The sequence below is a fragment of the Pseudomonas paraeruginosa genome, from assembly GCF_003025345.2.
In the GTDB taxonomy this organism is placed as follows: domain Bacteria; phylum Pseudomonadota; class Gammaproteobacteria; order Pseudomonadales; family Pseudomonadaceae; genus Pseudomonas; species Pseudomonas paraeruginosa.
Genome location: NZ_CP020560.1, coordinates 1,187,088 through 1,211,923, shown reverse-complemented (window position 1 = coordinate 1,211,923; position 24,836 = coordinate 1,187,088). Strand labels below are relative to the sequence as shown.

Genomic DNA, 24,836 nt, shown 5'->3' with positions numbered 1-24,836 from the left:
AGAGAAGAAAACCCCGCCGAGGCGGGGTGTGGGATCAAGGGTCGGGGATGGGCGGCGCCGGGGGCGGCGCTACGGTGAGCAGTCGCAACGTCACCAGGTAGTCGGCGTCCGGACCGGGGTTGACCTCGCGGAACAACGGTTCGGCTTCCAGCGGCGCCCCGTCGGCGCGGTTGAAGATCACCGAGAACTCTCGGCCGTCTGGCAGCACCAGCGGCATGACCCGCAGGCGCTGGTCGCGCAGCACCTCCAACTGCCGCACGACCCACAGCGGCGTCCATACCCCTCCCCCGGAGCGCAGTGTGATCGGGCGGCCATGCAGCTTGGTGCCTTCCTGCACCAGCAGCGCGCCGGTCAGGGAGCGTTCCTGCTCTTGTGCCACCGCATCCCAGGTGAACTCGTCCACCCATTCGAACTGGTCGCCCAGTTCCACCGCATCGAGCCTCATCGGCCGGTCCTCATGCTGGCCTGCTCAAGCACGCCGAGCAGGTTGGTTTCGTCCTGTTCGCTGGCCACCGCCACGTCAACGGCTCCCCGCGGCGTCTCGAAACGAACGACCCGGGGCGGAGGACTCGATACCGGCGACGAGGCAGGCGGCGCGGCCTTGGCGGCGTTCTGCTCGTCCACCCGCTTCTGCTGCTCCTCTCGCTGCCGCTTGGCATCCGTCTCGGCCTGGATCTGCTGCAGGGTGGCCAGCGCTGTCATCAGGTTCTGCACCGCGTTCATGTCGCCGCTGCCCTGGGCCTCGGCCAGTTGCTGCTGCAACTCGGCCTTGCGGCTGTTGAACCGGCTGCGATCCACGGTTTCCTGCTCGCCGCGCAGCCCCGCCAGTTCCTCGCGCAGGCTGACCAGCGTCGACTTCGAGCCTTCCTTGAGCTGCTGGATCTTCTGATTGGCCGCCTCGATCGCGCTCTCCAGTTGCCGCATGTCCGAATCGTTCAGCAGGCTGAGGCCGTTTCGAGCGCCCTTGGCCGCCGACACGAAGTCGCCCAGCTTCATGGTCCCGCGCTCGTAGTCGTCCATCAGGCTCTGCAGGCTGCGCTTCTGCTCCAGGTACGCCGCCTGGATCTCCAGGCTGGCCCGCTGGGTATCCATCGCCCAGCGCCCGAAACCGCTCATGCCCACGCCCGACTCGGCCTTGATCCGGGCCAGTTGCTCACTGACCTTGGCCAGGGAGCGCGAAGTGGCGTCCAGGCTGCTGGTGTCGATGCTGAGATCGACGGTGGAGATCCCACGCATCGCATCGAAGGCGTTCAGCGCTTCCTGGCTCAACTGCGCGACGCCCTGCCGCGCGGTGCTCAACACCCCACCGAAGAACCCTTCGAAGGCACCCATATCGGCCTGGGTCGACGCTACGCCCTTACGGGTCGCCTCCATCGATTCGCCGATGGCCTTGCGCTGCTCCGAGAGCGATTGGGCCGCCTTGTCCGAGGACTCCGCGACCGCCTGCATGCCCTTGGCGCCCTCCTCGCCGGCCGCCTTCAGTTCCTTGACCTTGGCGGACAGCTTGGTCTGTTCCTGGTTGAACTCCCGCGCGCTGATCGTGCCGTCGTTGTACAGCCGGCTCAGCGCCGTCCGGATGTTCTGGATATCGACCGTGGTCTTCGCGCTGCTGATCGCGTCCTGGACCTGCTTCAGGTTCTCCAGGCCGGTACTGAGATCAGACACCCCCAGGGCGGCGCCGCTGGCGGTCGACTTCAGTTCGCTCAGCTTCGCGTTGAGGACACCGGCGCCGTTCGCATACTCCTGCTGGCTCAGCGTGCCGGCCTGGTAGGCCTTGAGCATTTCCCCCTGCAGGGCGGTCAGCTGCTCGGTGGTCTTGGCCGCGCTGATCTGGTCCAGGGCATTCTGCAGGCTGGTCACCGCCTGCACCGACTCGGCGGCCGCGCTCTTCGCACCCGCCTTCAGGTCGGTGAAGGTGTCGCTGATCGCCTGGCTCTGCTGCTGTGCGGCGGAGGCGGTGGCCGTGGTGCTGGTGTCCCAGGCATCCGCAATATCCTGCGCGTCCTGCTGGATCTGCTGGCGGAAACCCTCGCTCATGCTGCTGAGCAAGTCGTGGACACCGGCGACGGAACTGCGGATGCGCTCCCCACCCAGCGCCGCCGGGATCTTCTCCGCCACCGTCTCGATGCCGGCGACCATCAGCGACAGGGTGCCGGTCCAGGCCAGGGCGATAGCGCTGATGCCCGAGGTAACGCCGTTGAACAACGTCCGGAACGGCGCGATGAACAGTTGCACCCGCGAGGCCATGTCGTCCAGCTGGGTGCTGAAGCTGCTCAGCCAGGCCGAGGTCTTGTCGATCAGGGTGCCGAAATCGACGTCGGCCAGGCGCTTGATGAAGCGCTCGACCCATTCCGAGCCCTGGACGAAGGCATCCGACAGCCCCTTGGCCAGCGCGTCGAGGCGCCCGTCCTGGTCCATCTGCGCGATGGTGTCACCCAGTTCCTTCAGCTTGTTCTTGACGTGGTCCAGCGCGCCGGCGTTGGCAATGCGGTTGAGAAAGTCGGCCGCAGTGTCGCCGAGGTTGCTGACCAGACCGGTCAGGGTGCTCATGGCCTTGGCCGCGGCCCCTTCGGAGCTGCGCCCCATTTCGTCGACCAGCGCCTTGATGACGTCCCGGCCAAGCTTGCCCTTGCTCGCCAGATCCTGCAGCTGCGCGGCATTCTTGCCGGTGACCTTGGCCAGCATGTCCCACACCGGCACGCCACGCTCGACCAGTTGCAGGATCTCCTCGGTCTGCAGCTTCTGCTTCGCCCAGGCCTGGCCGACTGCCGTCGTGATGCCCTCAAGGCGCTCCATGCCACCGCCCAGCTTCTCCGACTGGTCCTCGATCGCTTTCAGCGACCCATCCATCGGGTCCAGGCCGTAGGCCTTCAGCAGCGCGAAGGCGTCGGTGACGTCGCCCAACTGAAGCGGCGTATCCTTGGCAAAGGTCTTGATCCAGGCGGTTGCCCGCTCACCCTCGGCAACCGAGCCCATCAGCGACGTGAGCCGGTTCTGCAGGTTCTCGAACTGGTCGCCGGTGGTCAGCATCGAGACGATGCCATCACGCACCAGGCCGATTCCTCTGCGCACCAGGTTCAGCGCCGCCTGGATGCCGACGAAGGCCGCGGCGTAAGCGGCTGCCTGGCGAACGCCGGACGACATGGCCTCACGCAGCGCCGTCACGCGCGAGGTGTGGCCAGCAGCCTCCCGCGCCGCTCGCATCTGCGCACGTTCCAGCTCGCGGATCTCGCGGCTGTTCTGCGCGAGGCTCTCGCGGGTGTTGTCGACCACCGACGCCAGCCGCCGCTCCTCGTTGGCAAGCTGGCCGGTATCCACGCCCGCCGCCCGCGCCGCACGTTGCTGCTCAGCGTGCCGAGCGGTCAGTTGGTCAAGGGTCCGACGCAGACCCGCTGCGTCCCGCTCCGCGATCTGCAGGGACACGGCCAGGCCCCGACTCCCGGGGTTGCGGTCCAACGCCTCGCGCAGGTCCGCAATGGTACGGTCCACCCGCTGCACCGACGTCTGCGTCTGCGCAATGGCGCGCTCGGTAGTTCCGAGCGCGGTCACCAGGCCGCGAGCCCCCTTCGCATCGTCCAACTGCCGGTTCAGGTTCGCCGCCGTGGTGCGCAGCCCTTCCAGCGCCTCGGTCGACTGCTGGGCGGCGGGCGACAGTTCGTCCCGGCCGCGAAGAACGAACTGGATCAGGCGCTGCATTGGGTTCGCCATGGCAATCCTCTGGCAAAAAAAAGCCCGCCAAACGGCGGGCTGTGGTCATGGGGCCATCCCTGGCACGGCGGTCAGGCCGCCTGCGCGAGATCCATCTGGCAGAACTTGGAAATGTCGGTCGCGGTCACGCGCGAATCGGCGAGCAGTTCCGCCGGGCCGGTGAGCTTGGCGTACTCCTGGCCCAACACCGCCAGCTCCTGCAGGAGGCCGAACTTGACGCGGCGAGGACGCAGCGCGAACGGCTCGCCCGACTGCGCGTCGTTCAGGCCTGCGATGAACAGCTCCAGCTCCTTCTGCGAGCCGTTGAGCATATGCACCGCCCGGCTCGGGCGCGGTGTGTAGCTGACCTTGATGCCGGTAGCATCGATCTTGCCGCCGCTCAGCACCTGGATGCCATGGGGCACCAGCAGGTAGTCGGTCCCCGGGGCCACCTCGACATCTCCCGCGGTCTTCACCGTCACGGGCTTGGTCAGGTCCGGCAGGTACTTGAACGGGATCAACTCCAGCGCAACCCCCTGCGAGGTATGCGCCTCGTCGGTGATCGCGGCGGTGGGCGCCACCTGGATGGTGGAGCGCGTCACCAGGGCGACGTTCTCGGCGGTCAGGTCGAACATACCGATGGAGGACGTCACGTCGGTGACGCGCTCGCGGACGTTGCTGTTACCGCCGCCTCCCATGTAGTTGGGCAGCGTCTTGCGGTCGGTGGCGAAACTGATGTTGAAGGTGTCGCAGTTGCCGAGCGGCAGGAACGGTTCCTGCGACCCGTACAGGCGGGCATGGATGATGCCCTCGCCGATGAACGAGCGGTCGATGGTCTGGAGCATGGTGCTCTCCTGATGGGTTCGGGTGGGTTACTTCTGCGCGCCGCCGGCCGGTTCGGCGGAATCCACGGGAATCGGCGCCTTGGCCTTTGCCTCGGTGGCGTAGCCCTTGCCCAGGGCATGGGCAGCTACGGCGGCGGTAACGCTGATGGCGCCCTTCGACGCCGGGTAGTGGGTCGCGTCGAGCCCCTCGCGGTAGTTGAACGGCCTGGTAACGATGATCTCGGGCATGGAGCCCTCCGGAAATGAAGAGGCCGCCCGGAGGCGGCCTGGTGGATGGGTTACAACTGCTGCGAGTAGCTGACCTGCAGAGGGATGGCTCGATAGGCCCAGCGCCGGCCGGGCTCGGGCAGGCGCACAGCGGATGCCGGAAAATCGACACGCACCAGGCCGGGCACCGTCAGCCCGGCCTTGTGGCCCTTGAGCACCCGCTTGATCGCCAGGCGCGCCTCGCGCAACGCCTGGGCGGCGTCCCTGCCGCGCGCCATCGGGACGATGTTCACGGTCCACTCCTCCACGACACTGCCCGGCGACCGGTCTCGTTCCACGGTGTCCCCTTCCTGCAGGATGATCAGCCGTTCGGGCTCGTCGCTGTCCTCGGCGTCGAGCACCCCAGCCACCCAGTCCTCGCGAACGGCATCGCCGAACGCCGGCACCGCGGCCAGCAGGTCCAGCAGTTGGCCGATGACCGCGGTCTGTACATCGATCACGTCGCTCATTCGGGCACCACGTAGAAAGTGATCCAGTCGCCGTCGTCGGCATGGATGCCGTCGATGCGCCAGACCTGGCCATCGGAATCGAGGAACGCCCCCTTGCGATCAAGCGGCTGCAAGAACGCCTTGCGGCACGCAATGGTCCGGTACCGATCCAAGGCGCCGGCTTCCATGCGTTCCACGCCTTCCTCGACGATCACCGCAGCATTGCCGATCTGCCGGCCAGAGCGGTCCAGGTAGCCAAACTCACCATCGCCGAGGACGTCGGCGATGATCTCGTCCATGTCGGCGACCAGTTCAGAGAAACCCGCCACGGTCAGAGGGTCAGTTCGCGCACCGCCAACGGGCGGGTGCACAGGTGCAGCGGGTTCGATTGCGCTTCCCCAGCCACGCCTTTGTCGAAGGGCAGACGCTCAAGCTTGGCGTAGTACGGCAGGCCTTCGGTGTTGACGACCTCCATGTAGTCCGCCGGCGCAAAGGCGCTGATGAACAGGTCCGGAACCCCCTCCGGGACCAGTTGGGCACTGCCATCGTCCACGAACGGCTCCCCGTCATGCTTGCCGCGATAGCGCTCCCAGATCACGCCGCCGAACTCGAACGACTGGCGACGGTCACCCCGCAGTTGCGCCGCCTGCAGGGTGTTCAGGTAAGTGCCGCGCACTTTGGGGTGATCGATGAACTTGGCCCAGAAGTTCTTGCCACAGAACGCTCGCGAACCGGTGCTGGTGACGTTGCCCAGCGCGTCGTCCTGCTCGTCGAGCAGGTCGGCCAGAATGCCACTCAGGTCACCCTCGGGGTTACCCAGTTCGAGCGATCGCGGCTTGGGCTTCCTCAGTCCGAAGGCCTGGTAGATATCCAGCAGCACCGTCGAACCGTCGGCATCGAGAATCTTGCCCTTGATGGCGCCGATGCGCTGATACTCGTGGGTCAGGTCCAACTGGCGGCGCGCTTTTTCCAGGCGCTTGGCCACGACCGCCTCGGCGGACTGCAGCTCGGTCCGGCTACCCACCGCACGGATGCCCTGGATTTCATCGGCGAGGATCCGGAACGTCTGCGGCAGGTGAACGGTGTTGAAGGGGACCAGTTGACGCTTATCACCGGTCACGACCTGGCCTACACCGCCGCGGGCTTTCGCCTCCACCAGTTGCAGCGTGGTGCCGTCCTTTTCGATCTGCACCACCAGCGAGGACACACCCTGTTCCTCGAACAGGCCCAGCGCGGCGAGTTGCCCCGGCACCGGGTGATCGGTGTTGATCACCGCCAGCAGCGCCTCCACCGAGAATGCCTCATCTTCGAAAATGCTGATTTCAGCCATGTGGATACTCCAGAAATGAAAAACCCCGCGCAGGCGGGGCTTGAGGTGGTTGAGGGACGGAGGAGGTCAGGTGCGAAGGATGAGGCCCAGCGCCTTGAGGTCGGCCTCACCGGCGGCATCCAGGCCGGTCAGCAGGCTGGCGATCACTTCGGCATCACGAACCACGGCCACCGCCTTGACGTCGGCATCCGTGGCGTCCACTGGACCGAACAGAATGCCGCCAGCCGCGCGACGACCGTCATCGGCACCGTCGTCGTCGTAGGGCGTCCACTCGCCGAGCCCTGCCAGTACCTGCAGGTTGAAGCGATCACCCACCACGAAGTCGGCGGCCCCGTCGGAAAGGGTGAAGCCGATTCCGCCGCCGGTGAACGCCTGGCCGACTTGACCAGTGCCCACCTGGCGTCCCTGCGGGTCGACCACCTCGAACTTGCCGCCATTGGCTCCGGCCTCGGTGATTTCCAGCACGTAGGTGCCGCTGATGGCGGCGCTGGTCACCACGGTGGCACCGACAGTGCCGTCGCCGGTGTTCCCTGCCGCCGCGGCTGCGGTCAGCGCATTGGCGGCGGTGATGGGGGCGATCAAGGTACCCGCCACCAGCCGGCCGGAGCCGGCGGTGATGACGATGTTTTCGCGGCTGCGCGAGCCGTTGGCCTCCGACAGGAGGAACTCTCCGGCGTGAACGCCTTCGGTCTTGATGGTCATGCTTGCTTTCCTCCTTTCGAGGCATTGAGCCGGCGCTTCGCGTACACGTCGCTCGGCGCCGGGGGTTGGTAAGCCTTGTTCTGCGGCAGATCGTCCGTCGGCACGCGGTTGTCGATCTCCACCTGGGTGCTGCGCGCTACGATCTTGTCGTACAGCCGCAGACGGGCGCCGTCGGCATCCAGGCCCTCCTCGATGAGCGCCTTGGCCTCATCGGGCATTTTCGCGACGAGGCATACCGACCGGACGGCCTTCGCCCGGTCCAAGGCCGCGCGCACCGTCTCGCGATCCTTCAGGCCCGAGGCCTTGATCAGATACGCCGCGCAGTCGGCCAGACCGGCCTGGGCGCAGTCCGCCGTCAGCTCCGCAGCCAGTTCGGCCGACGTCGGGGCGAGGTCACCCGCTGGCTCCTGGCTGGCCAGCAGCCGGCGCGCCGCGTCAGGCGTGTTGCGATAGCGATTCAGCACCTTGCCCAGGCGTGCATTCACGCCGACCGGCTCGGCCGCGCCGAGCACCTCGTCCACGAACCCCTTGTCCTTCGCCTCGGGTGCAGTGAGCCAGGTTTCGTCGTCGATCATCCGGCGCAGCTCGGCGTCATCGACATTCAGCGGCCGATGCTGGTAGCTCGCCACGATGCCCTCGAACGCCTGGTCCATCATGTCGGCGACCTTGCGCAGGTCTTCGCTGTCGCCTGCCGCGAGGGTCCAGGGGTTGTGGATCATGAACAGCGCGTTGTCGGCCATTTCGACCCGGTGTGCGCCGCAGGCCGCGACACTGCCCGCGCTGAAGCAAGCCCCGTCGATCCGGGCGGTGCAGCGTTCGCCCAGGGCCCGGAGCGCGTTGTGGATGGCGATGCCGTCGAAGAGGTCACCGCCGATGGTGTCGAAGTGGACCAGTACCGGAGAGGTGCCGTCGTCGACTGCTTTCAGGTCGCGGATGAAATCCGCGGAGGTGATGCCCCAAAAGCCGATTTCGCCGTAGATGTAGATCTCGATGGAGGCGGCCGAGCCGGTACCCTCAGCGCTCAGCGCCTTGACGCTGTACCAGTGCTCGGCCTGCAGATCCGGCGCGCCCTGCGCCTTGTTCTGGATGCGCGGATCGGCGAGCGTGCCAACGCCCAGCAGAGCCCACAGGGCGGCCAGCGCCAGGGGCTGTTCATTGCGTTTCTTCATGGGTGTCCCCTTGGTCTCTCACCGGTTGCCCGGTGTCGGTGGTGTAGTGCAGGTTCAGGCTGTCGGCCCGGGCGTTGTCCTGGGCGTTCTCCCGGTCGATCACCTCGGCGTCGTATCCGGTGCGTAGCGCATGCTCGCTCCGGCTGGCGAGGCCTCCGCCGATCTCCAGCAGCTTGCCCTGGACGTCCTGCACCGGATGGATGTAGGCCCAGCCCTGCGGGATCCAACGCGTGCGCAGGAATTCACGTCGCCGCGTCGGATAGTCCGGCAGGTCAACTGCTCCGCTGAGGTACGCGGTATCCAGCCACCACGCGCGCACCGGGCGGCAGAGCTGGTAGACGTACACGCTGAACTGAACCTGTTCGATCCGGCGCCGAAACTCGTTGAGCAGCACCCGCAAGGTGCGGTCGCTGATATCGCCCATGTCGCCGGTGAGCAGCTCATACGGCAGGTCGACACCGACCGCCGCTGCCATCAGTTGCTGTCGCATGAAGTCGACGTAGGTGTTACCGGCGTCCGGCGGGTCGGAGAAAACCACCTCCTCCCCTTCCAGCAATTCCTGCATGGTCCCCGGCTCCAGGCCGACCATCGGTGTCCCGTCGCGATCCTGCGCAGGTGCCAGCCCGGTCGACGGATCGAAGATCGGCGCCCCGTCCTGTCGAGGCCTGGTGATGAACCCGGCGAACAGGTTGGAGACTTCCTGCCTGAACAGCACCGCGTCGTCGTAGTTGTCCAGCGACTTCAGCCGCAGGAGAACCGGCGACAAGCGCGGCACACCGCGCAGCTGGCCACCCTCCAGCGGCTCGAAGATGTGCAGCACCTGGTCCGCCGGGATGCGGTTGAGCTGGTTGTAGCCGCGCCGGGGCGCTCCCGGATCGCCGGGATGGCTCTGCCACATCCAGTAGGCAACCCGGCGGCCAATGGCGTCGAACTCGATTCCCGCGCGCACCACGTTGCCGCTGCGGGTCTTGAAATTGCGATCCACCGGGACGAAGTCAGGCGGGAGCACCTGCAGTTGCAGAGGTACCGCCAGGCCGTCCTCCGGCCGCCGGTTGCGGCGCCTCACGAAGCACTCGCCCGCTTCCTCGACCATCCGCGCGATGATCATCTGCAGGCCGTAGAAATCGGTACGGTCATCCGCGTCCGACTCGTCTACCCAGTCCTCCCACAGCAGGTTCAACGCCTCGCGCAACGCCGCGTCGTCCAGGCGTGCGCGCGGCGTAATGCCGGTGCCGATCAGGTTGCTGACGCGCTTGCTGATCGCGCTCGCGGCGTAGGGGTCATTCCTCACCGCCGCTCGCGAGCGCTTGCGCAGGGTCGGCAATGCCGGAATGGCTACCGCATTCAGCGCCGCCTCGGGCGCGTCCCAGCCTGCGGCGCGGCGTCCGGTGCCAGCGCCCTCGTAGCTGTTGCGAATGCGCTTCGACGTGATTCGGTATCGGGTAGCCATCAGATCCCCTTGCCTCCGCTGTAGAGGCGAACCTGGCGCGAGCGCCGGTTGTTCGTAGCCGCTTCCAGGGCTGCGGCTTCGGCGTACTGCTGCTCCAGAACGCGCAGACTCGCCAGTTGCGCGCGGTCGACCTGGCGGTCTCCCTTGCGCACCGACTGCCCTTTTTTCAGGATGTCCTGAATCGCCACCCGGACCTCGTCCAGGCGCTGCTGCGCTGTGCTCATGCTGACCTCGTCTATCGGCGGCTCAGATACCCGCTGCGCGAGGTACGCCGGCCAGTTGGTTGGGATGGTGGGTTCGCGCTCCGCGCGGGAGGTGCCGGCCGCACTGGGGCGCTTGGCGCCTCGCCCTGCGGCTCATGCTCGTCCGCTTCGTCGGCCGCGCTGGGCACCGTGGAGACTGGGTCGGCGAACAGGCTGCCTTGACCTACCGCTGCGCGCAGGCTGCTCCACTGTGGAGCGTGATAGCGATGCAGGCCGAGGAAGTGGGCCGCGGCCAGGTTGTACACGATGAGGTCGAGGGCCTCGTTTCGCTCCGACTTGGCCTTGACCCAGTCGGTGCGCTTGAACCCCTTCACGTAGCGGACCACCTTGCGCTCGGCCACGCACTGGTCGAAGAAGTCAGGCGGCAGGTCTGCGGAGAAGTGCAACGCCCCGGGGCCATCCTTGAGGTGGTAGCGGTTGTAGACCCAGTCCTTCGCCGTGTCGGTGCCGACCATCCATAGTTCAGCTCCACTCTTCTCGGTGTTGCCCTGCCAGGTGACGTCGACCTTGGACGGCCGCTGGGCCAGCACTGGGCGGCCGCGCTTGCTCGCCCCCTTCACCGCTAGCACGTTTCGCCAGCGGCGCAGGCGGGTGAACTGGTAGACCTCATGGGTATGGTGACCGCCTGAGTCGATGCAGACCGCGCAGATGGCCAGGTCCACACCGCTGACGTGCCGATATCGAGCCTTCAGGCGCTCGTCGAGCAGCGCCCAGGTACGCTCGTCGGTCGGGTCGCCGGGGATCACCTGGAAATCGACCGTCCAGCGCTCCAGGCCCTCGCCCCAGCCCATCACCAGCATTTCCAAGCGGTTGTGCTGTGTATCGACCGCCGCGGTCAGCAGCAGCGCTCCGGCGGGTACCAGACCCAGCCGATGCCCCTCGGCCTCGGCTCGCTTGCGCAGCTCGTCCGCCTTGGTCATTTCCTCGGCGCTGTCCCATAGCCGGGCCAAGCGGGTGTTGTAGAACACCTGCATGGACCCGGGATCGCCCTTCTCCTGCAGACGCTTGGCCTCGTCGTACTCCTTCGCCAGGTCCGTCCAGGTCAACCAGCCGGGAGGCGCATACAGCGCGCTCAGCGTGAAACTGACGGTCTCGCCGTCACCGACGGCATGGGCTCGCCACTCGCCAGCGGAGAGCATGGACGCCTTGTGGTGCTCCTCGATCAGGGCCCCGCACTCCTCGTTGCAGCACATGTACTGCACAAGGCGGTACTCGGGGTCGTACTTCAGGCCCTCCCATTCCAACACCTGCATCGTTCCGCAATGCGGACACGGGACGTAGTAGTGCCGCTGGTCACCCTGGGTGAAGAGGTCGGCGATCCGCGAAACGCCTTTCAGCGTGGGCGAGCTGGAGTAGTAGAACTTCGCGCGGCGGCCGAACGTCGAACCGCGCGCCTCGGCCTGCTTGACCGGGTCGCCGTCGTCGTCGACGTCCATTTCCCAGCGATCGATTTCGTCGCCGTACACGTACCGAGCGGACAACTCGGCCAGGTTGGAGGCCGAGCCGGCTGACGCGCAGTACAGCGCGCCACCCTCGAACTCCTTGGTGTCGAGCGTGTTTCGCGAGTCGCGCGAGCGGGCCTTGGCAACGCGCGCGGTCAGCACCGGCACGGCCTTGATCGTCTTGTCGATCCGTCCTGATACCCGCTTGCTCAGCTTCTCGGTGGGCAGCAGCACCAGGATGTTGGCCGGTGCCATGTGGATACAGCCGCCGATCCAGTTCAAGGCGACCTGGGTCTTCATCAGCTGCGAGGCGATCATGGTCACCACGCGCTTGGCTGGGAACAGCGGCGACAGGCAACGCATCGGCTCGCGCGCATAGGGGGTCCGGTCGGTGTGGTACTTGCCCGGCTCGGCCGCCCCCGTATCTGCCGGGATCATCTGGAACTCGTCCGCCCACTCATCGACCCATAGTTCGGGGTCGGGCTTCAGTCCTCGACGGTATGCCGCCAGGTACACGGCGGCACCGTCGGCATACGGTTGTTCCATGGTTCAGTTCGGCTCCTTGCCCCCTTGTTCGATCTCGGCATCGAGCTGCAGGAGGCGGTCGGCATCTTCCAAGGCACGGCGCAGCGCCTGGGTCAGGCGGCGTTCGATTTCCCAGGGGTCGGTCAGCGTCACCAGGTCGCCGGCGATCTTCGGCGGCACGCCCATCAGCAGATCGCGCAGAGCGCGCGCAGCGGTGAAGGCCGCGGAGTCGACACGCGCACGCTCGACCGTCTCGCCACGGCTCTTGCGGTGTTCGTCTTCTGCCAGCAGAGCCAGGGCGTACTCCCGCCGCGCGCGGGCCTTCTGGTAGTCGGGCAGCGGTGCGGTCTGCCCTGGTGCCAGTAAGGCCGGGCTCGGGGCTGCACCTGCGCCTATGTGGGCGTACACGCCCTTCTCCACCCGCTCCTGCCGATGCCGCTCGGCCACGGCAGCCTTGCTCGGGTCTGCGCTGGCGGCCAGCAGTTCGTCGCTCGCCTGGACGTCGACCTTTCCGTCGGCGGTGAGGACGAGGCGCCCTTGCCGGACCAGCTTCGACACGTAGGCGCGCGACCAGCCTTGGCGGTCCGCGAACGCTGCCTTGGTCATGAACTCCATGTGCGGTACCTGTTAACCACGATGAACCGAGGGGGTTAACCCGGTTAACCCTGTTAACTAACTTCCCGGCCCAGCCACTAGCGCGAGAACGGGGTTCGAATCACCCTTGTCGGGGGCGGCGCTTCAGGGGCCCCCGGTGCTTTTTGAGTAGCACGTCACTGCCCCGCTTTTCGCGACACCCCGCCCGCGGGTGGCCACTGCCGGCTCGGGTTGAACTAACCCCGCTCCACCCGGCAAGGCCACCCGCCAACGGTTCAGCGCAACGCTTTCGCCAGGGCCCGCTCGATGTTCGCCTCGATGCGCGCGTCGTCCTCGGCAACACGCCGAACGACTTCGTGAAACTGGAAGCGCACGCGGTACTGAGGCTGGCGGACGAAGGCGAGGACCATGGTCAACGTCCGTCCACGGCGCTCGGCGATGCCAATGGGTCGGCGGCCACGGCGCATCACGAAGTACGCCAGTTGGTGTCCCTTCGCCAGGGAGCGCGCCGACTGAGTGGCGTTTCCTTTAAACCCCGCTCGGTATTCCAGGGCGCCCAGGCCGGAGAGGATCTGGATCATCTGGCCGCGGCTCATGTTGCCGTACTGGTCCAGCCGGGCGCCCTCCGCTGGAACGACGAACATGCCCGCCGGCAGGATGCCTCGGGCTCGGAGATTCCGCTCCGACGCCTTGTCCACCCTCGGCCCCCCGAAGACTTGGGGAGCCACCCAGTCCTCCGGCGCCTGCCCCTTCGAGGCATGGTCCTTTTCGTCCTTCACCCACAAGGCCGCCTCAAGGCGGCGCGAAGTGGCATGCAGGATGCGGACGGCGTTGCGGGTGAACGGTGTCGGCCGGTCGAAGACCTGGTCGATCTCCCCGACCAGCGCCTGATTCGCCTGGTTCGCCGTGTGGTTCAAGGCGTCGGCCAACACAGCAGCAGGCAAGTCGCCACCGAGCTGCTGCAAGGACCGAACGGCGTCGTCCAAGTCCCTGGCCGAGATACTGCCGCGCATCGCTACTGAATCCGCCAGACCCGGGCAAGGTTGCCCCGAGTCCGAAACAACGCCCACGCGAACACGCCGAGCAAGACGACCAGAGGCCAGGCATGCGGCGGTACAACCAGCCAGCCTTTCAGGATGTAGAGCGCTGCAGAACCAGCGCTCCCCATAACCAGCCAGGCGAGGCACGAGATACCGAACCGATAGCGTGCTTCCCCCCGCTGGTAGGTGAAGAGCCGGAGGAACATACCGACGCACAGCCAGAACGTCGCTTGCGTCAGCAGCAATTGCACCAGATGGTTACCCATCTTGGCCTCCTATTGCGCCAGGTCCTGCCTTACCTCGCCGGAGCAACCACAGAGAAACAGTCACCACCAGCAGCGCCGCGACAAAGGCAGCCAGACCCGAATAGTGGAACGGCCGGTATCCGTATACATCAACGTCCTTGATTGCCGGCGCGGTCATATAGCCCATGACGAACGAGATCAGCAGAAACAGCACCCGCTGCCAGGTCGGATATTCCTTGTTCGTCGTCGAATACAGCAGAGCGCCGAACAGCGCGCCCACAGCAGCGGCCCCATCGATGCCGGCCAGATACCCGGCCAGACCGATACCAGCGGCACCGGCCACAACAGCGGAAGCAGTCGTGCTCGCTGGTTCTCCCATCGCTAGAACTCCTCAGCCGGCGGCAGAAAAGAGAAAGCCCCTCGAGCGAGGGGCTTTCAGGGTGACCCGGGCGGGGAGGCTCCGGGGCGGTTTGCACAGCACGTGCATCACTCGATGCCGGCCCGCCTTGGCGGATCTCGAACACCATGGCGGCTTTGTACCCCCCGAACGGAAAAACCGAAAGGGGGGAATTATCGGTTATCCCGACACGGGCTGACGGGGGCTCGCGGGGGCTGACGGGGGAGCAATTGCCGACGAACGGTATTCACCATTTACCCCGCGTACGGCTTTGCCACGCCGTGCAGCAGTGCGCCGCCGCTCGACCTTCCGGAGCGCCTTGATCGCCTCCAGCGTGCCGGCATGCCGGCGGACCAGTTCGCACAACACCAGTTCATGCAGGCGCTGCACCCAGTTGCGATAGGTACGGTCGGTGATTTCCCCGACCTCAAGTGCCGCGATCTGCTGTTTGACGGTGCGCGGAGGACAACTCAGATAGCGCAAGCGCGCCAAGCGTGCGAGACATGCACCTTCCTCCCCTCGCCGTTCGATCGCATCTATGCATGCCTGAACCTCGCGCGCACGATGATCGACGGAGGTTCCACCGAGCAACACACGCGAACCAGGCTCGCCGCGCGGCGGCGCGCCCTGCCACTCAATCAAACCCGCCAGGCTGCTGGATATGGAACTGCATCCCACCCCATTACGGCCGATCTGCGCACTCCAATGCCGCATCAACACTTCGATCTCTTCAATCATCGCCCCTCTCCCCGCCCGAAACCTCAACCCAACACAAAAACGCCATACCCAACACACACCCAACACACTTAAAACTCAATAAAATCAATGAGCTAGATAAACGTGTGTCGGGTGTGTTGGGTGTGTTGGGTTTTTCCAGCCCTCGCGTAGGAAAAAAAGCAGCGCGCAGCACCATGATCTTGGTGCATTTTTTTATTCGCACGCACGCGCCCGCGCGCGTAAACCCAACACACCCAACACACACACCCAGAGGCCCCGAGTTTCGCGGCCTCACGCTGTGTTGGGTTCGCAAAACAACCCAACACATACCCAACACACCCAACACACTTCCGGGCAGATTCACGTCGTGTGCCCCTTCACATGGTCCCAACTGTCCACGTTCCAGCCCGCGAGCTTGGCTCGCGCCCGCCACTCGACCACGTGCGCACCCAGCGCGGCCGAGGAAGGGGATGGGGGCAGGAACGACTCCGGGTCCTCAGGGAAGAAGAACGCCGCGAACCGACGGTTGCTCCCGTCCGTCCAGGGAATTGGCCTGGTCTTCTCGATACTTGCCGTGCTGATGAACAGACTGAACTTCGTGTGGCTTATCGAATGCTCTTTGTTCTGCTGGCACCACTCCAGAAACAGCGCGTAGAGATCCTTGCTCATGCATGCCCCCCACAGCCCGTGCCCAAGTTCACCGATGCGCCAGAGGTGTACGAACGTCTGCCAGGTGGACCTACTCAAGGCCACCAGGCGTTCGCGCGCCGGCGTGCTCGGTGGCTTGGTCTGTGGGTCGAAGTCGCCTAAGTCCTGGGCCAGCAGCCAGGCATATAGCGCTTCGACGCCGCCATTGGCCAACTCGTGCTTGATCGCCTTCTGCCTGGCCTCCGGCAGCTTTTCCTCGGGCCACATGACCAAGAACCGCCGATCACCCTCGCTGATTGGCCAGGGCATGATTTCGTTGGAAAGGAACACAGCGTTCATGTGGCTGGCTTCTTCCCAGCCGTTCACGAACTTGCTCTCGATGCGCACGGTCTGACCGGTGATCAACTGCTTGATCTTGCCGACCTGGTTGTAGCGCTGGTCCCGGCTGACCACTTCCTCGAACACCGCCCACAACTTGCCGCTCTGCCAGGCATTGAAGTTCCCCTCAAGCTGGGTCTGCCCAACCGTGGCGGAATACTGACCATACAGGCGTCCCATCACGACGGAGAACAAGAGGCTCTTGCCTGAACCCTCCATCGTCGAGTGCATCAGCACCGCCGTGTCCATCTTCGCGCCAGTGTGCTGCAGCGGATACGCAAGCCAGCGCACCAGCCACTGCATCGAGTCCTCAGCGTGGTTGCACAGAAAGGCGATCAGCCAGCGGAGGTTCTCGCACGCCGCATCATCGCGCTTGGGCTCCAGCGGCAGGCCCTCGAACGTGTTGATGCATGTCTTGGTGTCGCACGTCATCGTCGGGTCAAAGACAATGTCGGCAACGTCTACCACCCGGCGCTCCGGGCTGTTGAGCCAGAGCGAGTAGGCATCGCCCAGGGCCATCTTCACTGCGCCCTCGGGCACACGCCGTTTCTTCGCCAGGTCCCACACGTCCTTGGTGCCATCGATGTAGACGTAGCGCACCGCTGGAGGCATGCTCATCGGCCCGACGGCCTTTCCAGCCATGGACCGGGCACGCTCGATCTCCTTGACCTGCTCTTCGCTGATGCGCTTTTTCTTCTTCTCGTCGGTAACCTCCGACCACTCCTTGAAAACCTTCTGGCCCACCAGGGCGACGAAGGCGGTCTTCTTCATCTTCATCGCCTTGTCGATGTCCCACACGTGGGTTGTCCCCTCGACCAGGGCATAGCGCCGCAGCGCCTTGGCCAGAGTCAGGCCCTCCCCCGCCCCCCTGTCACCTTCGGCGTCGCCGTCGGCATCCACGTCTTCGACCGATGGGGAGCGGGGAAGCTGCTTGGCCGGGCTGGGGGGCGGCTCATCGCCGCTAAGCATCTGGTCGAACTGCTCCAGCGCCTCGCGAACACTGGGGGCCCTGGACTCGCGCTCGATGCCCAGTAGGCGCGCCGCGGCCTTGACCGCCTCGCCCTGGTTGCCGTTGTGGTCAAGGATGCAGAACACGTCGAACGCGTCGTTCTGGTGGCCGTTGGCGAGAGGGTCTGAGCTATGGTGTGAATACACCCGCCCCTCGCTGACCGTGACGCCCGGCAAGCCGGTGCTGCTCTGCGGACACAGCCACTTCTTCCCACGCTTGAGGTAGCCATGCGCCTCGAGCAATGCCTCGACATCGTGTGCCCGGTTGAAGGCATCGATAACCGACCCAGCGCTACCAGCCGGAGCCAGCCGCTTCGGTTTGGTAACCTTCTTCGGTTTCTGCACCGGCGCCCAAGGGCATGCCGCCTCGGCGTCACGCTTGAAGATGTCCCAGTTCTTCCAGATGTTCAGCAGGTTGTCCGGCAATACCGGTAGCCCCTCACCCTTTGGCGGGTTGCGCCAGGTGTACGGTCGCCCGGTGCCAGGATGGATGGAGGGTGGCAGGACGTCCTGCACTAGGCCTGCGCGCAGCTCGAACACGGTGAAGCGCTTCAGGCTGTCGGCCAGCACCTGCATCTTTGTCTGCTGCTCGGCATCCCCCTTCTCTTTCGCTGCGAGGATCGCCGCCTGCGCGAGCTTGAACTTGGAGCCGTCCGGGTCCTTCTCGTTGGGCCAGCTCAGTGAGTGCCGACTCAGCTCAACCCCATCCGGCACCTGGAACAGAATTCGGAAGCGCTCCGGATTCCCTACCACGGTGGGGTAGGCTACCGGCAACGCATCCAGATCCAACCCGAGGCAGTCCCACAGCACCTGGCGAGTGGATGGGACGTCGTCGACGTCCAGCGAGCAAACACGACTGGGGCCGAGTACGGCCCCCATGTTGTGCTTCGGATGCTTGGACCAGAAAGCCTCAGCCTGGGCAGCATCGGTGTAGTAACCACCTGGCCTCTGCCAGGCCTTGCCCTTGGGGATCTTGTTCCCCGGTTCGATGACTACCAGCGCGATGCCTTGTTCGACATACCAGCGAGCCCACTCGCTACGTAGACTATCTTCGCCAGGCCTCATACCGCCCCCGACTTAGTCTGCAAGCGGTATCCACGACGCACCTCCCTGCGCTGCTGGCACTCAACGCAGCAATCACACCCAGGCACCGCCAGGCGGCGCGCTGGGGGATCTCGCTGCCGCAGTCATCGCAGATCGTCGCGCTGATACTGTACGCCGGCGCCGGACGGGGTCGAGAAGCGAGCGCCGCCTGCAAATGGAACTCCTCCAGTTCGGAGGCGCGATCGAGGATGTCACCCATTGGCTCTATCCTCCAGATCCTGCACCATTGCCTGGCGGGCGCCGGCCATGATGCCCAGGACAGCCCGAATCACATTCGCACCGTGGTACTCCAGATCGGCGACCTCGACGGGCTCCCAGCGGTTGTCATCCGCACCTTTATGCAGACTGGCAACAAACTCGCCTTCGCGCTGCAGCAAATCCCCGACCGCCTTCAGGGCGGAAGCCGTGGCATTGACCGCCTCAGGCCGATACCAGACAGCACCGGCCGGGCGCATCAGCGCGTCCAGCAGACGTGGATCCTTGGTCAGGCGGATGATGTCTTCGAGTTCGTCGGGGGTGGGCCACCGGCGTTCCTCGTCAAGCTTCAGTTTCTTCTGCAGGTCCTCATAGGGAAGGACCATGTCGTGGGCCAGGGAGGTCAAGCCTCCCTTGTAGTCGCGCCCTGCGCGGTATAGCGCCTGGCGGAGATCGAATACCGGACCGGCGTCCGGCAGCAGGTCTTTCCGGCTCATAACCGTAAATACTCCTTTTACGGTGTAGCCATCGAGCGGGGCTCGCCCTACTCTATGACCACGACCGATGCAATGTGCTGTGTCGTCGTACGCCGGGCCCAGGGTGTAGAGGCCCTGTCCGGCACCCGGCCGGCGCGGGTGTAGAGGCCCGCGCCGGCCAACCTTTTCTCTATTCGCCTCCCTCTTCTTTTCGCAAGGAACTGCGTATGCCCTCCAAGAAGCCTCAGACAATCACCGTCGGAATGCTCCGGGAGCATCTCGCCGTCTACCCCGATCACTACGAAGTCGACTTCAGCGGCCTAGAGTTCTACCGCCTAAAACAGCGCGGCCCCGAACTGGTCCAGGTCGAATTCAGCGAGCAGGTGTACAGGGACAAAACAGGGCGCGTGGTGGTTGAGAGCCTCGAATGAGGTAGCCAGCTACTTCCAAGGCCTTCTCCACCGGGACGGCGCGATAGCTTTCGAAGGCCTCCCCTTTGTGCCGTGCCATGACCATGACCAGGCCGTCATCGAGGTGGCGCATCACCACCTCCAGGCCGGGGGCCACACCGAAGTTATCCGCGAATATGTCCATACGCTCCCCTGCATCCGATGAATATTTCATGCCGCTCGCTGCTTCCCGCGGAGATAGGCCCAGTCGATGTCAGGCCTGGTCTCTTCGCATGCCACAACACCGCCAGTCTCCCTATCGAGATCAATTGCCAGGGCGGCATTCGCCCGACGATGCCCGTAAGCCACCTGGGTCAGTTGCCCCACAGTCGTCCCACAACGGGCCGCAAGCGCTGCCTTTGCGTCTTTACTCAGGGGCTTGAGGTAGTCGAGTAGTTTCATGGTCCCTCCTGCTGCGAAGATTAGCGTCCGCTAACGAATATAGCAACAAGGGATTAGCAGCCATCAATTTACAAAACGCTAACACTTGGCGAACCTTGGCCCATGGACATCAACAAGCTCAGAATCCGCGCCCTTGGCGCCCTCATCGGCGATCAGAAGACCAAGGATTTTGCTGAGAAGCACAACCTTGACGCTTCCTACATCTCGCAACTGCTGAATGGCCATCGCCCGATGGGCGAGAAAGCCGCACGAAACCTAGAGGCAAAGATTGGCCTAGCACCGAACTCTCTTGTGATGCCAACCCAATTCCCGGACGTGCATCGGGCTCAAGGGAAAGACCTACCGGTGAGCAACCTGGAAGAGGAAGCCCTACCGGTGCTGAAAGGAAGCGTCCCAGTAGTAGGGAAAGCTAAGTTGGGTGTAGATGGATACTTCGAGGCCCTAGACTATCCAGTGGGCCATGGCGACGGCAGCGTCTTAATCAGCAGCACCGATCCCAATGCCTATGCGCTGCAGGTTGTCGGGCATAGCATGCACCCGAGAATCAAGCACAAAGAGTATGTGATGATCGAGCCAAACCGCTCCTTTGCGCCAGGCGACGAAGTGCTGGTTAAGACAGTTGATGGCCGCGCAATGATCAAGGAATACAGCTACCGCCGAGAGGGCACTTGGCGCTTCGACAGCGTGAACCCCAACGAATCTCCCGTCTTCCTGGAAGACGACGAGATCGTCTATGTCCATTTCGTTGGAGCGATAGTCAAGTCCTCACGCTTTATTCCCTCCGCCTGACAAAAAATTTAGCATTCTGTATTGCTAATATAATTAGCTGTAGCTAATCTGCGTTTCGTACCCACCCTCTACCTTGGAGTACGAGACATGCAATCGGCACAGCACACGCCCAAAGCCCGCTGCCCGGTGTACCTACACCCGGCAGCGGCCACCAGCCCCGCCACTGTTGAGGCCATCCAGGCCCGCACCGGGCTGCTGGTGATCATCAGCACCTCCCAGCGCGCCTGCCTCTACCAGCCGCGCCCTGTCGCCCCCAGCACGGATGCCGACAGCGGCCCGTGGGGAGGTGCTGCATGAACAAGCCCACCATCGAGGAACTACTGCTGCAGATCCTCTCCACCTGCCTGCTGATCGACAGCCAGGGCAAGTGGAAGGCCACCTTCTATCTGTCCTGCATCGACGCGGACGTCTCCGTTTCAATCCACCGGGCCGACGACACCACGCCGTTAGGAGACCGCGTTGCCCATGCCTACGAGTACGCCTTCATCGGCGCCGACACCCGTGGCCGTCGCAGGAACCTCACGGAGGACGAATCCCGGCAGAACCTGTCGATGCTCCTGACCTTCACCCAGCGCTACCTCAGCATGGAGGCCGCGGCATGAAGCCCTTCCTGATCGGCCTCACTGGCCGCGCTCGCTCCGGCAAAGACACTGCGGCGAACTACCTCGCCGCCCAGTTCGGCCTGCTGGTCTACGCCCTAGCCTCGCCGCTGAAGCTGGCCCTGCTCGACATGCTGAACTTGCCCGGGTCCGCCCTGGAGGGCCCGGCCAAGGAACAGCCGCTGCCGTGGCTGGGCAAGTCGCCTCGCGAACTGATGCAACTGCTGGGCACAGAGTGGGGCCGCAACTTAGTGCATCCGCAGCTCTGGCTGATGCTGGCCGACATGAACCTATCCAACCACCTGGAGGCGATGCCCCAGGCCCAGGGGTTCGTCATCAGCGACGTGCGTTTCGACAACGAGGCGGACTGGATCCGCGCCAAGGGCGGCGTAGTCGTCCACCTGCACCGCCAGGGTGCCGCTGACGTCACCGCGCACAGTAGCGAGTTGGGCATCACACCGGGGGCACGCGACCTGTTCATCACCAATGACGGCAGTCTGAACGACCTCTACCAGACGCTGGACGAAGTGATGGCACTGCTCCAACTCCGAGCAAAGAACGCAGCCTGAGAGGGCCAGCCATGAACCGGGATATCCGCCATGCAGCTGCCGCACTCGGCATCAGCGAACGGGACCTGCGCAACCACCTGCGGCAGCACAAGGATCTGAATCAGGACGGCACCCTGGCGGCCAAGCACATAGGCCAGGGCCACCTGTTCATGGATCCGCGCTCGCGCTGGAACCCGCGACTGGGCCAGTACACCCACTACAGCGTGGTGATGGTCACCGAGGCTGGAATCGCCTACCTGGCCAAGCGCCTCGGCGTGTCCATCACCGTCACCCAGCACAAGGACGACGTGGCATGACTACAACACCGAACCCCATCGCCGACGCCGTCGGCACGCTCAAGCTGATCGGCATGCACTTCGCGGCACCGACCGCCTACCCGGCCGACGCTCTGCAGGCCGCCGCGGCAGATTGCATCAACCGCCTAGCCGGCCAGCCCCAGGAAGTAGCTCAACTGGCACTGCTCTATGCCGCCTTGGTAGCCATCACCCCGCGCGGCTGGCTGCCCCACGTCACGCTCACCAACGACGAGGCGCGTCCCTACGGCGCCATAGTCACCGACGCAGCGGGCAACGTCGCCGCCAGCGGCCTCGGCAAGACAGTCAACGGCCTCGTGGCCTTGGTGTCGGCCCGCCTACCGGCGGGGTGCGAGGAGGCTCTATGACGACACTCGAGCAGCTCTACCAGCAGTGGGGTACAGCGACGCTCACCCTCGCCCAGGTCCGGGCAGCGTACTTCCCGCACCTGAAGACCGATAAGCGCCTGCGGGCTCTGATCAAGAGCGGAGAGGTGGCACTGGTCACCCGCAAGCTCACGACGTCCCGGCTGGAGGAGCCGCTGGTGTACCTGACGGACCTGGCCGAGTTCCTCGACGCTAAGGGCGTCAAGGCAGCCTGATCGACGCGCCCCGGCGCAACCGGGTGAAACGACAGGGAGGAGTGGCAGCCATGTAGACATCCCAACCGGGGCAGGTCAGCCCAACTGGCCGAGCTCGACCAGCAGTCACATATGGCGGCGTATGTGAAACCGGAAGGCCTGGAGACGGGCCTTCCCCAGGGCGCTTTCGACGAGAGCGTCCTGGGGAATACCAACCACCACCAACGAGACACAGCACATGAAAAAGACCGACGTGAACGACTTCTTCAGCTCGCTGAATGCGGGCGTCTTCGCCAACCAGATCGGCACGGCCCTCTCCGACGTCGGCTCCGGCGTGGTCGAGTTCGGCAAGAAAGGCAAAGTCGTCATCACCTTGGAGCTCAGTCAGATCGGCGAATCCAACCAGGTAAAGATCAACCACAAACTCGACTACAAGGTGCCCACCAAGCGCGGCAGTCGCAGCGAAGACACCGCGCTGGACACCCCGATGTACGTCACCCCTAACGGCCTGGAGCTATTCCAGACCAACCCGACCGACCAGTTGTTCAACCGCCAGCAGGCACCGGTCGTCCCCCAGGACGCTTAACCCGTCCACACCCCACAACCTCTACTACATCAAGGAACACAGCACATGAAAGAAGCACTGCAACTGGTCCTCGCCAACGCCATCGCTGCCGCAGGCACCCGTATCACCGGCTCGGCCGGCGCCATGGCGGTTGTCCCGGAGGGCTTCAAGCTCCAAAGCCTGGAACGGCTGGAAGCGCACCGCAACCGTTTCCGTGGTGCCCTGACCACCTCCTCGCTCGCAGATTTCGTAACCTACGTGAACGAGCGCGCCGGAGAAGAGGCTCGCGGCTTCGTCGACAAGGACAGCATGTCCTGCCGGGTGATCTTCAACCTGGGTGATACCGAACTGGCCGGGCACGCCGACGATATCGCCACCTTGGCGCTGCAGCCCACGGCCGCTTATGCCGCTCTGCAAGACATCGCTGGCCAGCGTCTGTCGCAGAAGGACCTGGCTGAGTGGATGGAAGACTGGCGCGACTTCCTGAAGGCGATCTCCCCGGATGATCAGGAAATGCCCCTGGTCCAGGCCATCGCGGCAGTACGCAACATCACCATCAAGGCTTCCAGCGAGCGCACCAGCGTTGAGGGCAACTTCAATGCGTCGCGCAGCGCCATGGACCAGATCGAGGCTGCCAGCCAGGACACGCTGCCGGCCTCGCTGATCTTCACCTGCCTGCCCTACGACGGCCTGCCGCTGCGCAGTTTCGTCCTGCGCCTGTCAGTGCTGACTGGCGAAGCCAAACCGGTAATCAAGCCTCGCTGGGTAGCTGAACAGCAGGTGCGAGAGGAAATCGCGCAAGAGTTCAAGGACATGCTCGCTACCGACATCACCTCCACCGATCTGACCATCGGCACCTTCAAGGTCGGCGAATAACTCCTACCACGCAGCACCCCGTCGCCGGCCTCTACACCGGCGGCGGGCTATACGAGGACACAGCACATGCCTATCACCTATCAGTTCATCATCGGCGGACTGGCTCTCGCCTGCGCCGCGGTTCTGTTCTTCGCACTCCGCGCCTCTCGCGCCGCCTATGCCAATGGCTACAACTCCGGCCACGACGATGCATCCAGAGCCTGCGAACTCCGCATCGAAGACCAGCAGGTCCACATTCGAGCGCTCCAGGCCGACGTGGGCGCGATGCAGGCGAAACACATCAACGATCGTGCAGCACTGCTTCTGCAGGCCGACCAGGTCCTGGACAGGAACAACGCCCGTAACCAGTACGCTCAGTTTCAGCCAGGCGACGTAGACACCCTCACCAGCTCCGCGAAGCTGCTCCGCCTCGCCGGAGACGTGTTCGCGCGCCTGCACGCTAACGACAAGGCTGAAGAGGCCCACGCCGCGCAGGACGCAATCCGCGCGTTGCTCCAGCGCATCCCGGCCGCACTCGCCGCTGAAGTTCCCCCGCCGCTTGATACGAAGCTGTTTGACTTCCTCGAGCAGCATGCAACCGGCTCCGCAGACTTCGGCACCTTCACCTTGAGCTTCGAGGTCGGCGATACCTTCCGGGGCACCAGGACGATCCGCGAGGCCGTCACCTACGCCTTGGTCAAGGCCGAGGAGTCCGAGGCACCTGCGGCCAACCTGCCGCACGCCAAGTCGACAGACGGACTCTCCGCCTGGGAGGCGGTGGACCTCGACTACTCCGGCGACACCGCGCCGATGTGCATGTGAGGC

The 24,836-nt window shown here is 64.8% G+C and carries 30 protein-coding genes; 10 read left to right on the top strand and 20 right to left on the bottom strand.

Features of this window, described 5'->3' with window-relative positions; translation table 11 throughout:
* Positions 1-34: 34 nt before the first annotated feature.
* From B7D75_RS05890 to B7D75_RS05800, 19 genes are all read right to left on the bottom strand, one after another.
* Positions 35-445: a hypothetical protein gene (locus B7D75_RS05890; RefSeq protein ID WP_107113829.1), complete on the bottom strand. Its 411-nt coding sequence runs from the start codon at positions 443-445 to the stop codon at positions 35-37.
* Positions 442-3,708 carry a tape measure protein gene (locus B7D75_RS05885; RefSeq protein ID WP_232675618.1) on the bottom strand — a complete coding sequence of 1,089 codons (3,267 nt, stop codon included), beginning with the start codon at positions 3,706-3,708 and terminating at the stop codon, positions 442-444. Before B7D75_RS05885 ends, B7D75_RS05890 begins: the two co-directional genes overlap by 4 nt.
* 71 nt (positions 3,709-3,779) lie before the next feature.
* Positions 3,780-4,532 (bottom strand): phage tail tube protein, encoded by a 753-nt coding sequence (locus B7D75_RS05880; protein WP_024007846.1) that lies wholly within the window; start codon positions 4,530-4,532, stop codon positions 3,780-3,782.
* Positions 4,533-4,559: 27 nt separating this feature from the next.
* The gene (locus tag B7D75_RS05875) at positions 4,560-4,760 is read right to left on the bottom strand and encodes a hypothetical protein (RefSeq protein ID WP_107113827.1); all 201 of its coding nucleotides are present in this window, start codon (positions 4,758-4,760) and stop codon (positions 4,560-4,562) included.
* 50 nt (positions 4,761-4,810) lie between these two features.
* On the bottom strand, positions 4,811-5,248 hold the full coding sequence (locus B7D75_RS05870; RefSeq protein WP_015648938.1) for a hypothetical protein: 438 nt from the start codon (positions 5,246-5,248) through the stop codon (positions 4,811-4,813).
* On the bottom strand, positions 5,245-5,526 hold the full coding sequence (locus tag B7D75_RS05865; RefSeq protein WP_031632195.1) for a hypothetical protein: 282 nt from the start codon (positions 5,524-5,526) through the stop codon (positions 5,245-5,247). The genes B7D75_RS05870 and B7D75_RS05865 overlap by 4 nt, the downstream gene beginning before the upstream one ends.
* A 32-nt stretch (positions 5,527-5,558) precedes the next feature.
* The gene (locus tag B7D75_RS05860; RefSeq protein ID WP_033971521.1) at positions 5,559-6,557 is read right to left on the bottom strand and encodes a major capsid protein; all 999 of its coding nucleotides are present in this window, start codon (positions 6,555-6,557) and stop codon (positions 5,559-5,561) included.
* Positions 6,558-6,623: 66 nt separating this feature from the next.
* Positions 6,624-7,259 carry a head decoration protein gene (locus B7D75_RS05855; protein WP_033971519.1) on the bottom strand — a complete coding sequence of 212 codons (636 nt, stop codon included), beginning with the start codon at positions 7,257-7,259 and terminating at the stop codon, positions 6,624-6,626.
* Positions 7,256-8,428 carry a head maturation protease, ClpP-related gene (locus B7D75_RS05850; protein WP_019726635.1) on the bottom strand — a complete coding sequence of 391 codons (1,173 nt, stop codon included), beginning with the start codon at positions 8,426-8,428 and terminating at the stop codon, positions 7,256-7,258. Before B7D75_RS05850 ends, B7D75_RS05855 begins: the two co-directional genes overlap by 4 nt.
* A complete protein-coding gene (locus B7D75_RS05845; protein ID WP_033980369.1) occupies positions 8,412-9,878 on the bottom strand; it encodes a phage portal protein in 1,467 nt (488 codons plus the stop codon). Before B7D75_RS05845 ends, B7D75_RS05850 begins: the two co-directional genes overlap by 17 nt.
* Complete coding sequence (locus B7D75_RS05840) at positions 9,878-10,102, bottom strand: hypothetical protein (RefSeq protein ID WP_004353026.1); 225 nt, start codon at positions 10,100-10,102, stop codon at positions 9,878-9,880. Before B7D75_RS05840 ends, B7D75_RS05845 begins: the two co-directional genes overlap by 1 nt.
* Before the next feature lie 11 nt (positions 10,103-10,113).
* The gene (locus B7D75_RS05835; protein WP_107113826.1) at positions 10,114-12,129 is read right to left on the bottom strand and encodes a phage terminase large subunit family protein; all 2,016 of its coding nucleotides are present in this window, start codon (positions 12,127-12,129) and stop codon (positions 10,114-10,116) included.
* Positions 12,130-12,132: 3 nt separating this feature from the next.
* The gene (locus tag B7D75_RS05830; RefSeq protein ID WP_107113825.1) at positions 12,133-12,723 is read right to left on the bottom strand and encodes a terminase small subunit; all 591 of its coding nucleotides are present in this window, start codon (positions 12,721-12,723) and stop codon (positions 12,133-12,135) included.
* 254 nt (positions 12,724-12,977) lie between these two features.
* The gene (locus B7D75_RS05825) at positions 12,978-13,715 is read right to left on the bottom strand and encodes a hypothetical protein (protein ID WP_033867811.1); all 738 of its coding nucleotides are present in this window, start codon (positions 13,713-13,715) and stop codon (positions 12,978-12,980) included.
* A gap of 2 nt (positions 13,716-13,717) precedes the next feature.
* Positions 13,718-14,008: a phage holin family protein gene (locus B7D75_RS05820; RefSeq protein ID WP_019726640.1), complete on the bottom strand. Its 291-nt coding sequence runs from the start codon at positions 14,006-14,008 to the stop codon at positions 13,718-13,720.
* The gene (locus tag B7D75_RS05815; RefSeq protein ID WP_004353017.1) at positions 14,001-14,366 is read right to left on the bottom strand and encodes a putative holin; all 366 of its coding nucleotides are present in this window, start codon (positions 14,364-14,366) and stop codon (positions 14,001-14,003) included. The genes B7D75_RS05820 and B7D75_RS05815 overlap by 8 nt, the downstream gene beginning before the upstream one ends.
* 198 nt (positions 14,367-14,564) lie before the next feature.
* Complete coding sequence (locus B7D75_RS29315) at positions 14,565-15,122, bottom strand: hypothetical protein (RefSeq protein WP_124182786.1); 558 nt, start codon at positions 15,120-15,122, stop codon at positions 14,565-14,567.
* 339 nt (positions 15,123-15,461) lie between these two features.
* A complete protein-coding gene (locus B7D75_RS05810) occupies positions 15,462-18,200 on the bottom strand; it encodes a bifunctional DNA primase/polymerase (RefSeq protein ID WP_033980362.1) in 2,739 nt (912 codons plus the stop codon).
* Positions 18,201-18,430: 230 nt separating this feature from the next.
* Positions 18,431-18,931 carry a phage regulatory CII family protein gene (locus B7D75_RS05800; RefSeq protein WP_033980361.1) on the bottom strand — a complete coding sequence of 167 codons (501 nt, stop codon included), beginning with the start codon at positions 18,929-18,931 and terminating at the stop codon, positions 18,431-18,433.
* A gap of 206 nt (positions 18,932-19,137) precedes the next feature.
* On the opposite strand from B7D75_RS05800, the gene B7D75_RS05795 reads away from it, so the two are divergent.
* Entirely contained in the window at positions 19,138-19,341 is a 204-nt protein-coding gene (locus B7D75_RS05795) for a hypothetical protein (protein WP_019726644.1), read from the top strand.
* Between the two features lie 189 nt (positions 19,342-19,530).
* Here the strand turns inward: B7D75_RS05795 and B7D75_RS05790 are convergent, their stop codons facing one another.
* Positions 19,531-19,761: a transcriptional regulator gene (locus B7D75_RS05790; protein WP_028680740.1), complete on the bottom strand. Its 231-nt coding sequence runs from the start codon at positions 19,759-19,761 to the stop codon at positions 19,531-19,533.
* A gap of 102 nt (positions 19,762-19,863) precedes the next feature.
* Here B7D75_RS05790 and B7D75_RS05785 point away from each other — a divergent pair, with 102 nt between their 5' ends.
* The 9 genes from B7D75_RS05785 to B7D75_RS05740 all read left to right on the top strand — a co-directional run bounded on the left by B7D75_RS05785 (position 19,864) and on the right by B7D75_RS05740 (position 24,833).
* Entirely contained in the window at positions 19,864-20,550 is a 687-nt protein-coding gene (locus tag B7D75_RS05785; RefSeq protein ID WP_049950057.1) for a S24 family peptidase, read from the top strand.
* Between the two features lie 293 nt (positions 20,551-20,843).
* Complete coding sequence (locus B7D75_RS05775; RefSeq protein WP_028680742.1) at positions 20,844-21,152, top strand: hypothetical protein; 309 nt, start codon at positions 20,844-20,846, stop codon at positions 21,150-21,152.
* The gene (locus B7D75_RS05770; protein WP_028680743.1) at positions 21,149-21,718 is read left to right on the top strand and encodes a deoxynucleotide monophosphate kinase family protein; all 570 of its coding nucleotides are present in this window, start codon (positions 21,149-21,151) and stop codon (positions 21,716-21,718) included. Before B7D75_RS05775 ends, B7D75_RS05770 begins: the two co-directional genes overlap by 4 nt.
* Positions 21,719-21,729: 11 nt before the next feature.
* Positions 21,730-22,014, top strand: a complete 285-nt coding sequence (locus B7D75_RS05765; RefSeq protein ID WP_028680744.1) for a phage antirepressor KilAC domain-containing protein — start codon at positions 21,730-21,732, stop codon at positions 22,012-22,014.
* Positions 22,011-22,379, top strand: a complete 369-nt coding sequence (locus B7D75_RS05760) for a hypothetical protein (RefSeq protein WP_028680745.1) — start codon at positions 22,011-22,013, stop codon at positions 22,377-22,379. Before B7D75_RS05765 ends, B7D75_RS05760 begins: the two co-directional genes overlap by 4 nt.
* Positions 22,376-22,612 carry a pyocin activator PrtN family protein gene (locus tag B7D75_RS05755; RefSeq protein WP_019726652.1) on the top strand — a complete coding sequence of 79 codons (237 nt, stop codon included), beginning with the start codon at positions 22,376-22,378 and terminating at the stop codon, positions 22,610-22,612. The genes B7D75_RS05760 and B7D75_RS05755 overlap by 4 nt, the downstream gene beginning before the upstream one ends.
* Positions 22,613-22,829: 217 nt before the next feature.
* Positions 22,830-23,177, top strand: coding sequence for a hypothetical protein (locus B7D75_RS05750; RefSeq protein WP_031632202.1), 348 nt, complete (start codon positions 22,830-22,832; stop codon positions 23,175-23,177).
* Positions 23,178-23,222: 45 nt separating this feature from the next.
* Positions 23,223-24,032, top strand: a complete 810-nt coding sequence (locus tag B7D75_RS05745) for a DUF2303 family protein (RefSeq protein ID WP_028680747.1) — start codon at positions 23,223-23,225, stop codon at positions 24,030-24,032.
* A 66-nt stretch (positions 24,033-24,098) separates the two neighbouring features.
* Positions 24,099-24,833 (top strand): hypothetical protein, encoded by a 735-nt coding sequence (locus B7D75_RS05740; RefSeq protein WP_033971084.1) that lies wholly within the window; start codon positions 24,099-24,101, stop codon positions 24,831-24,833.
* The last annotated feature ends 3 nt before the right edge of the window (positions 24,834-24,836 follow it).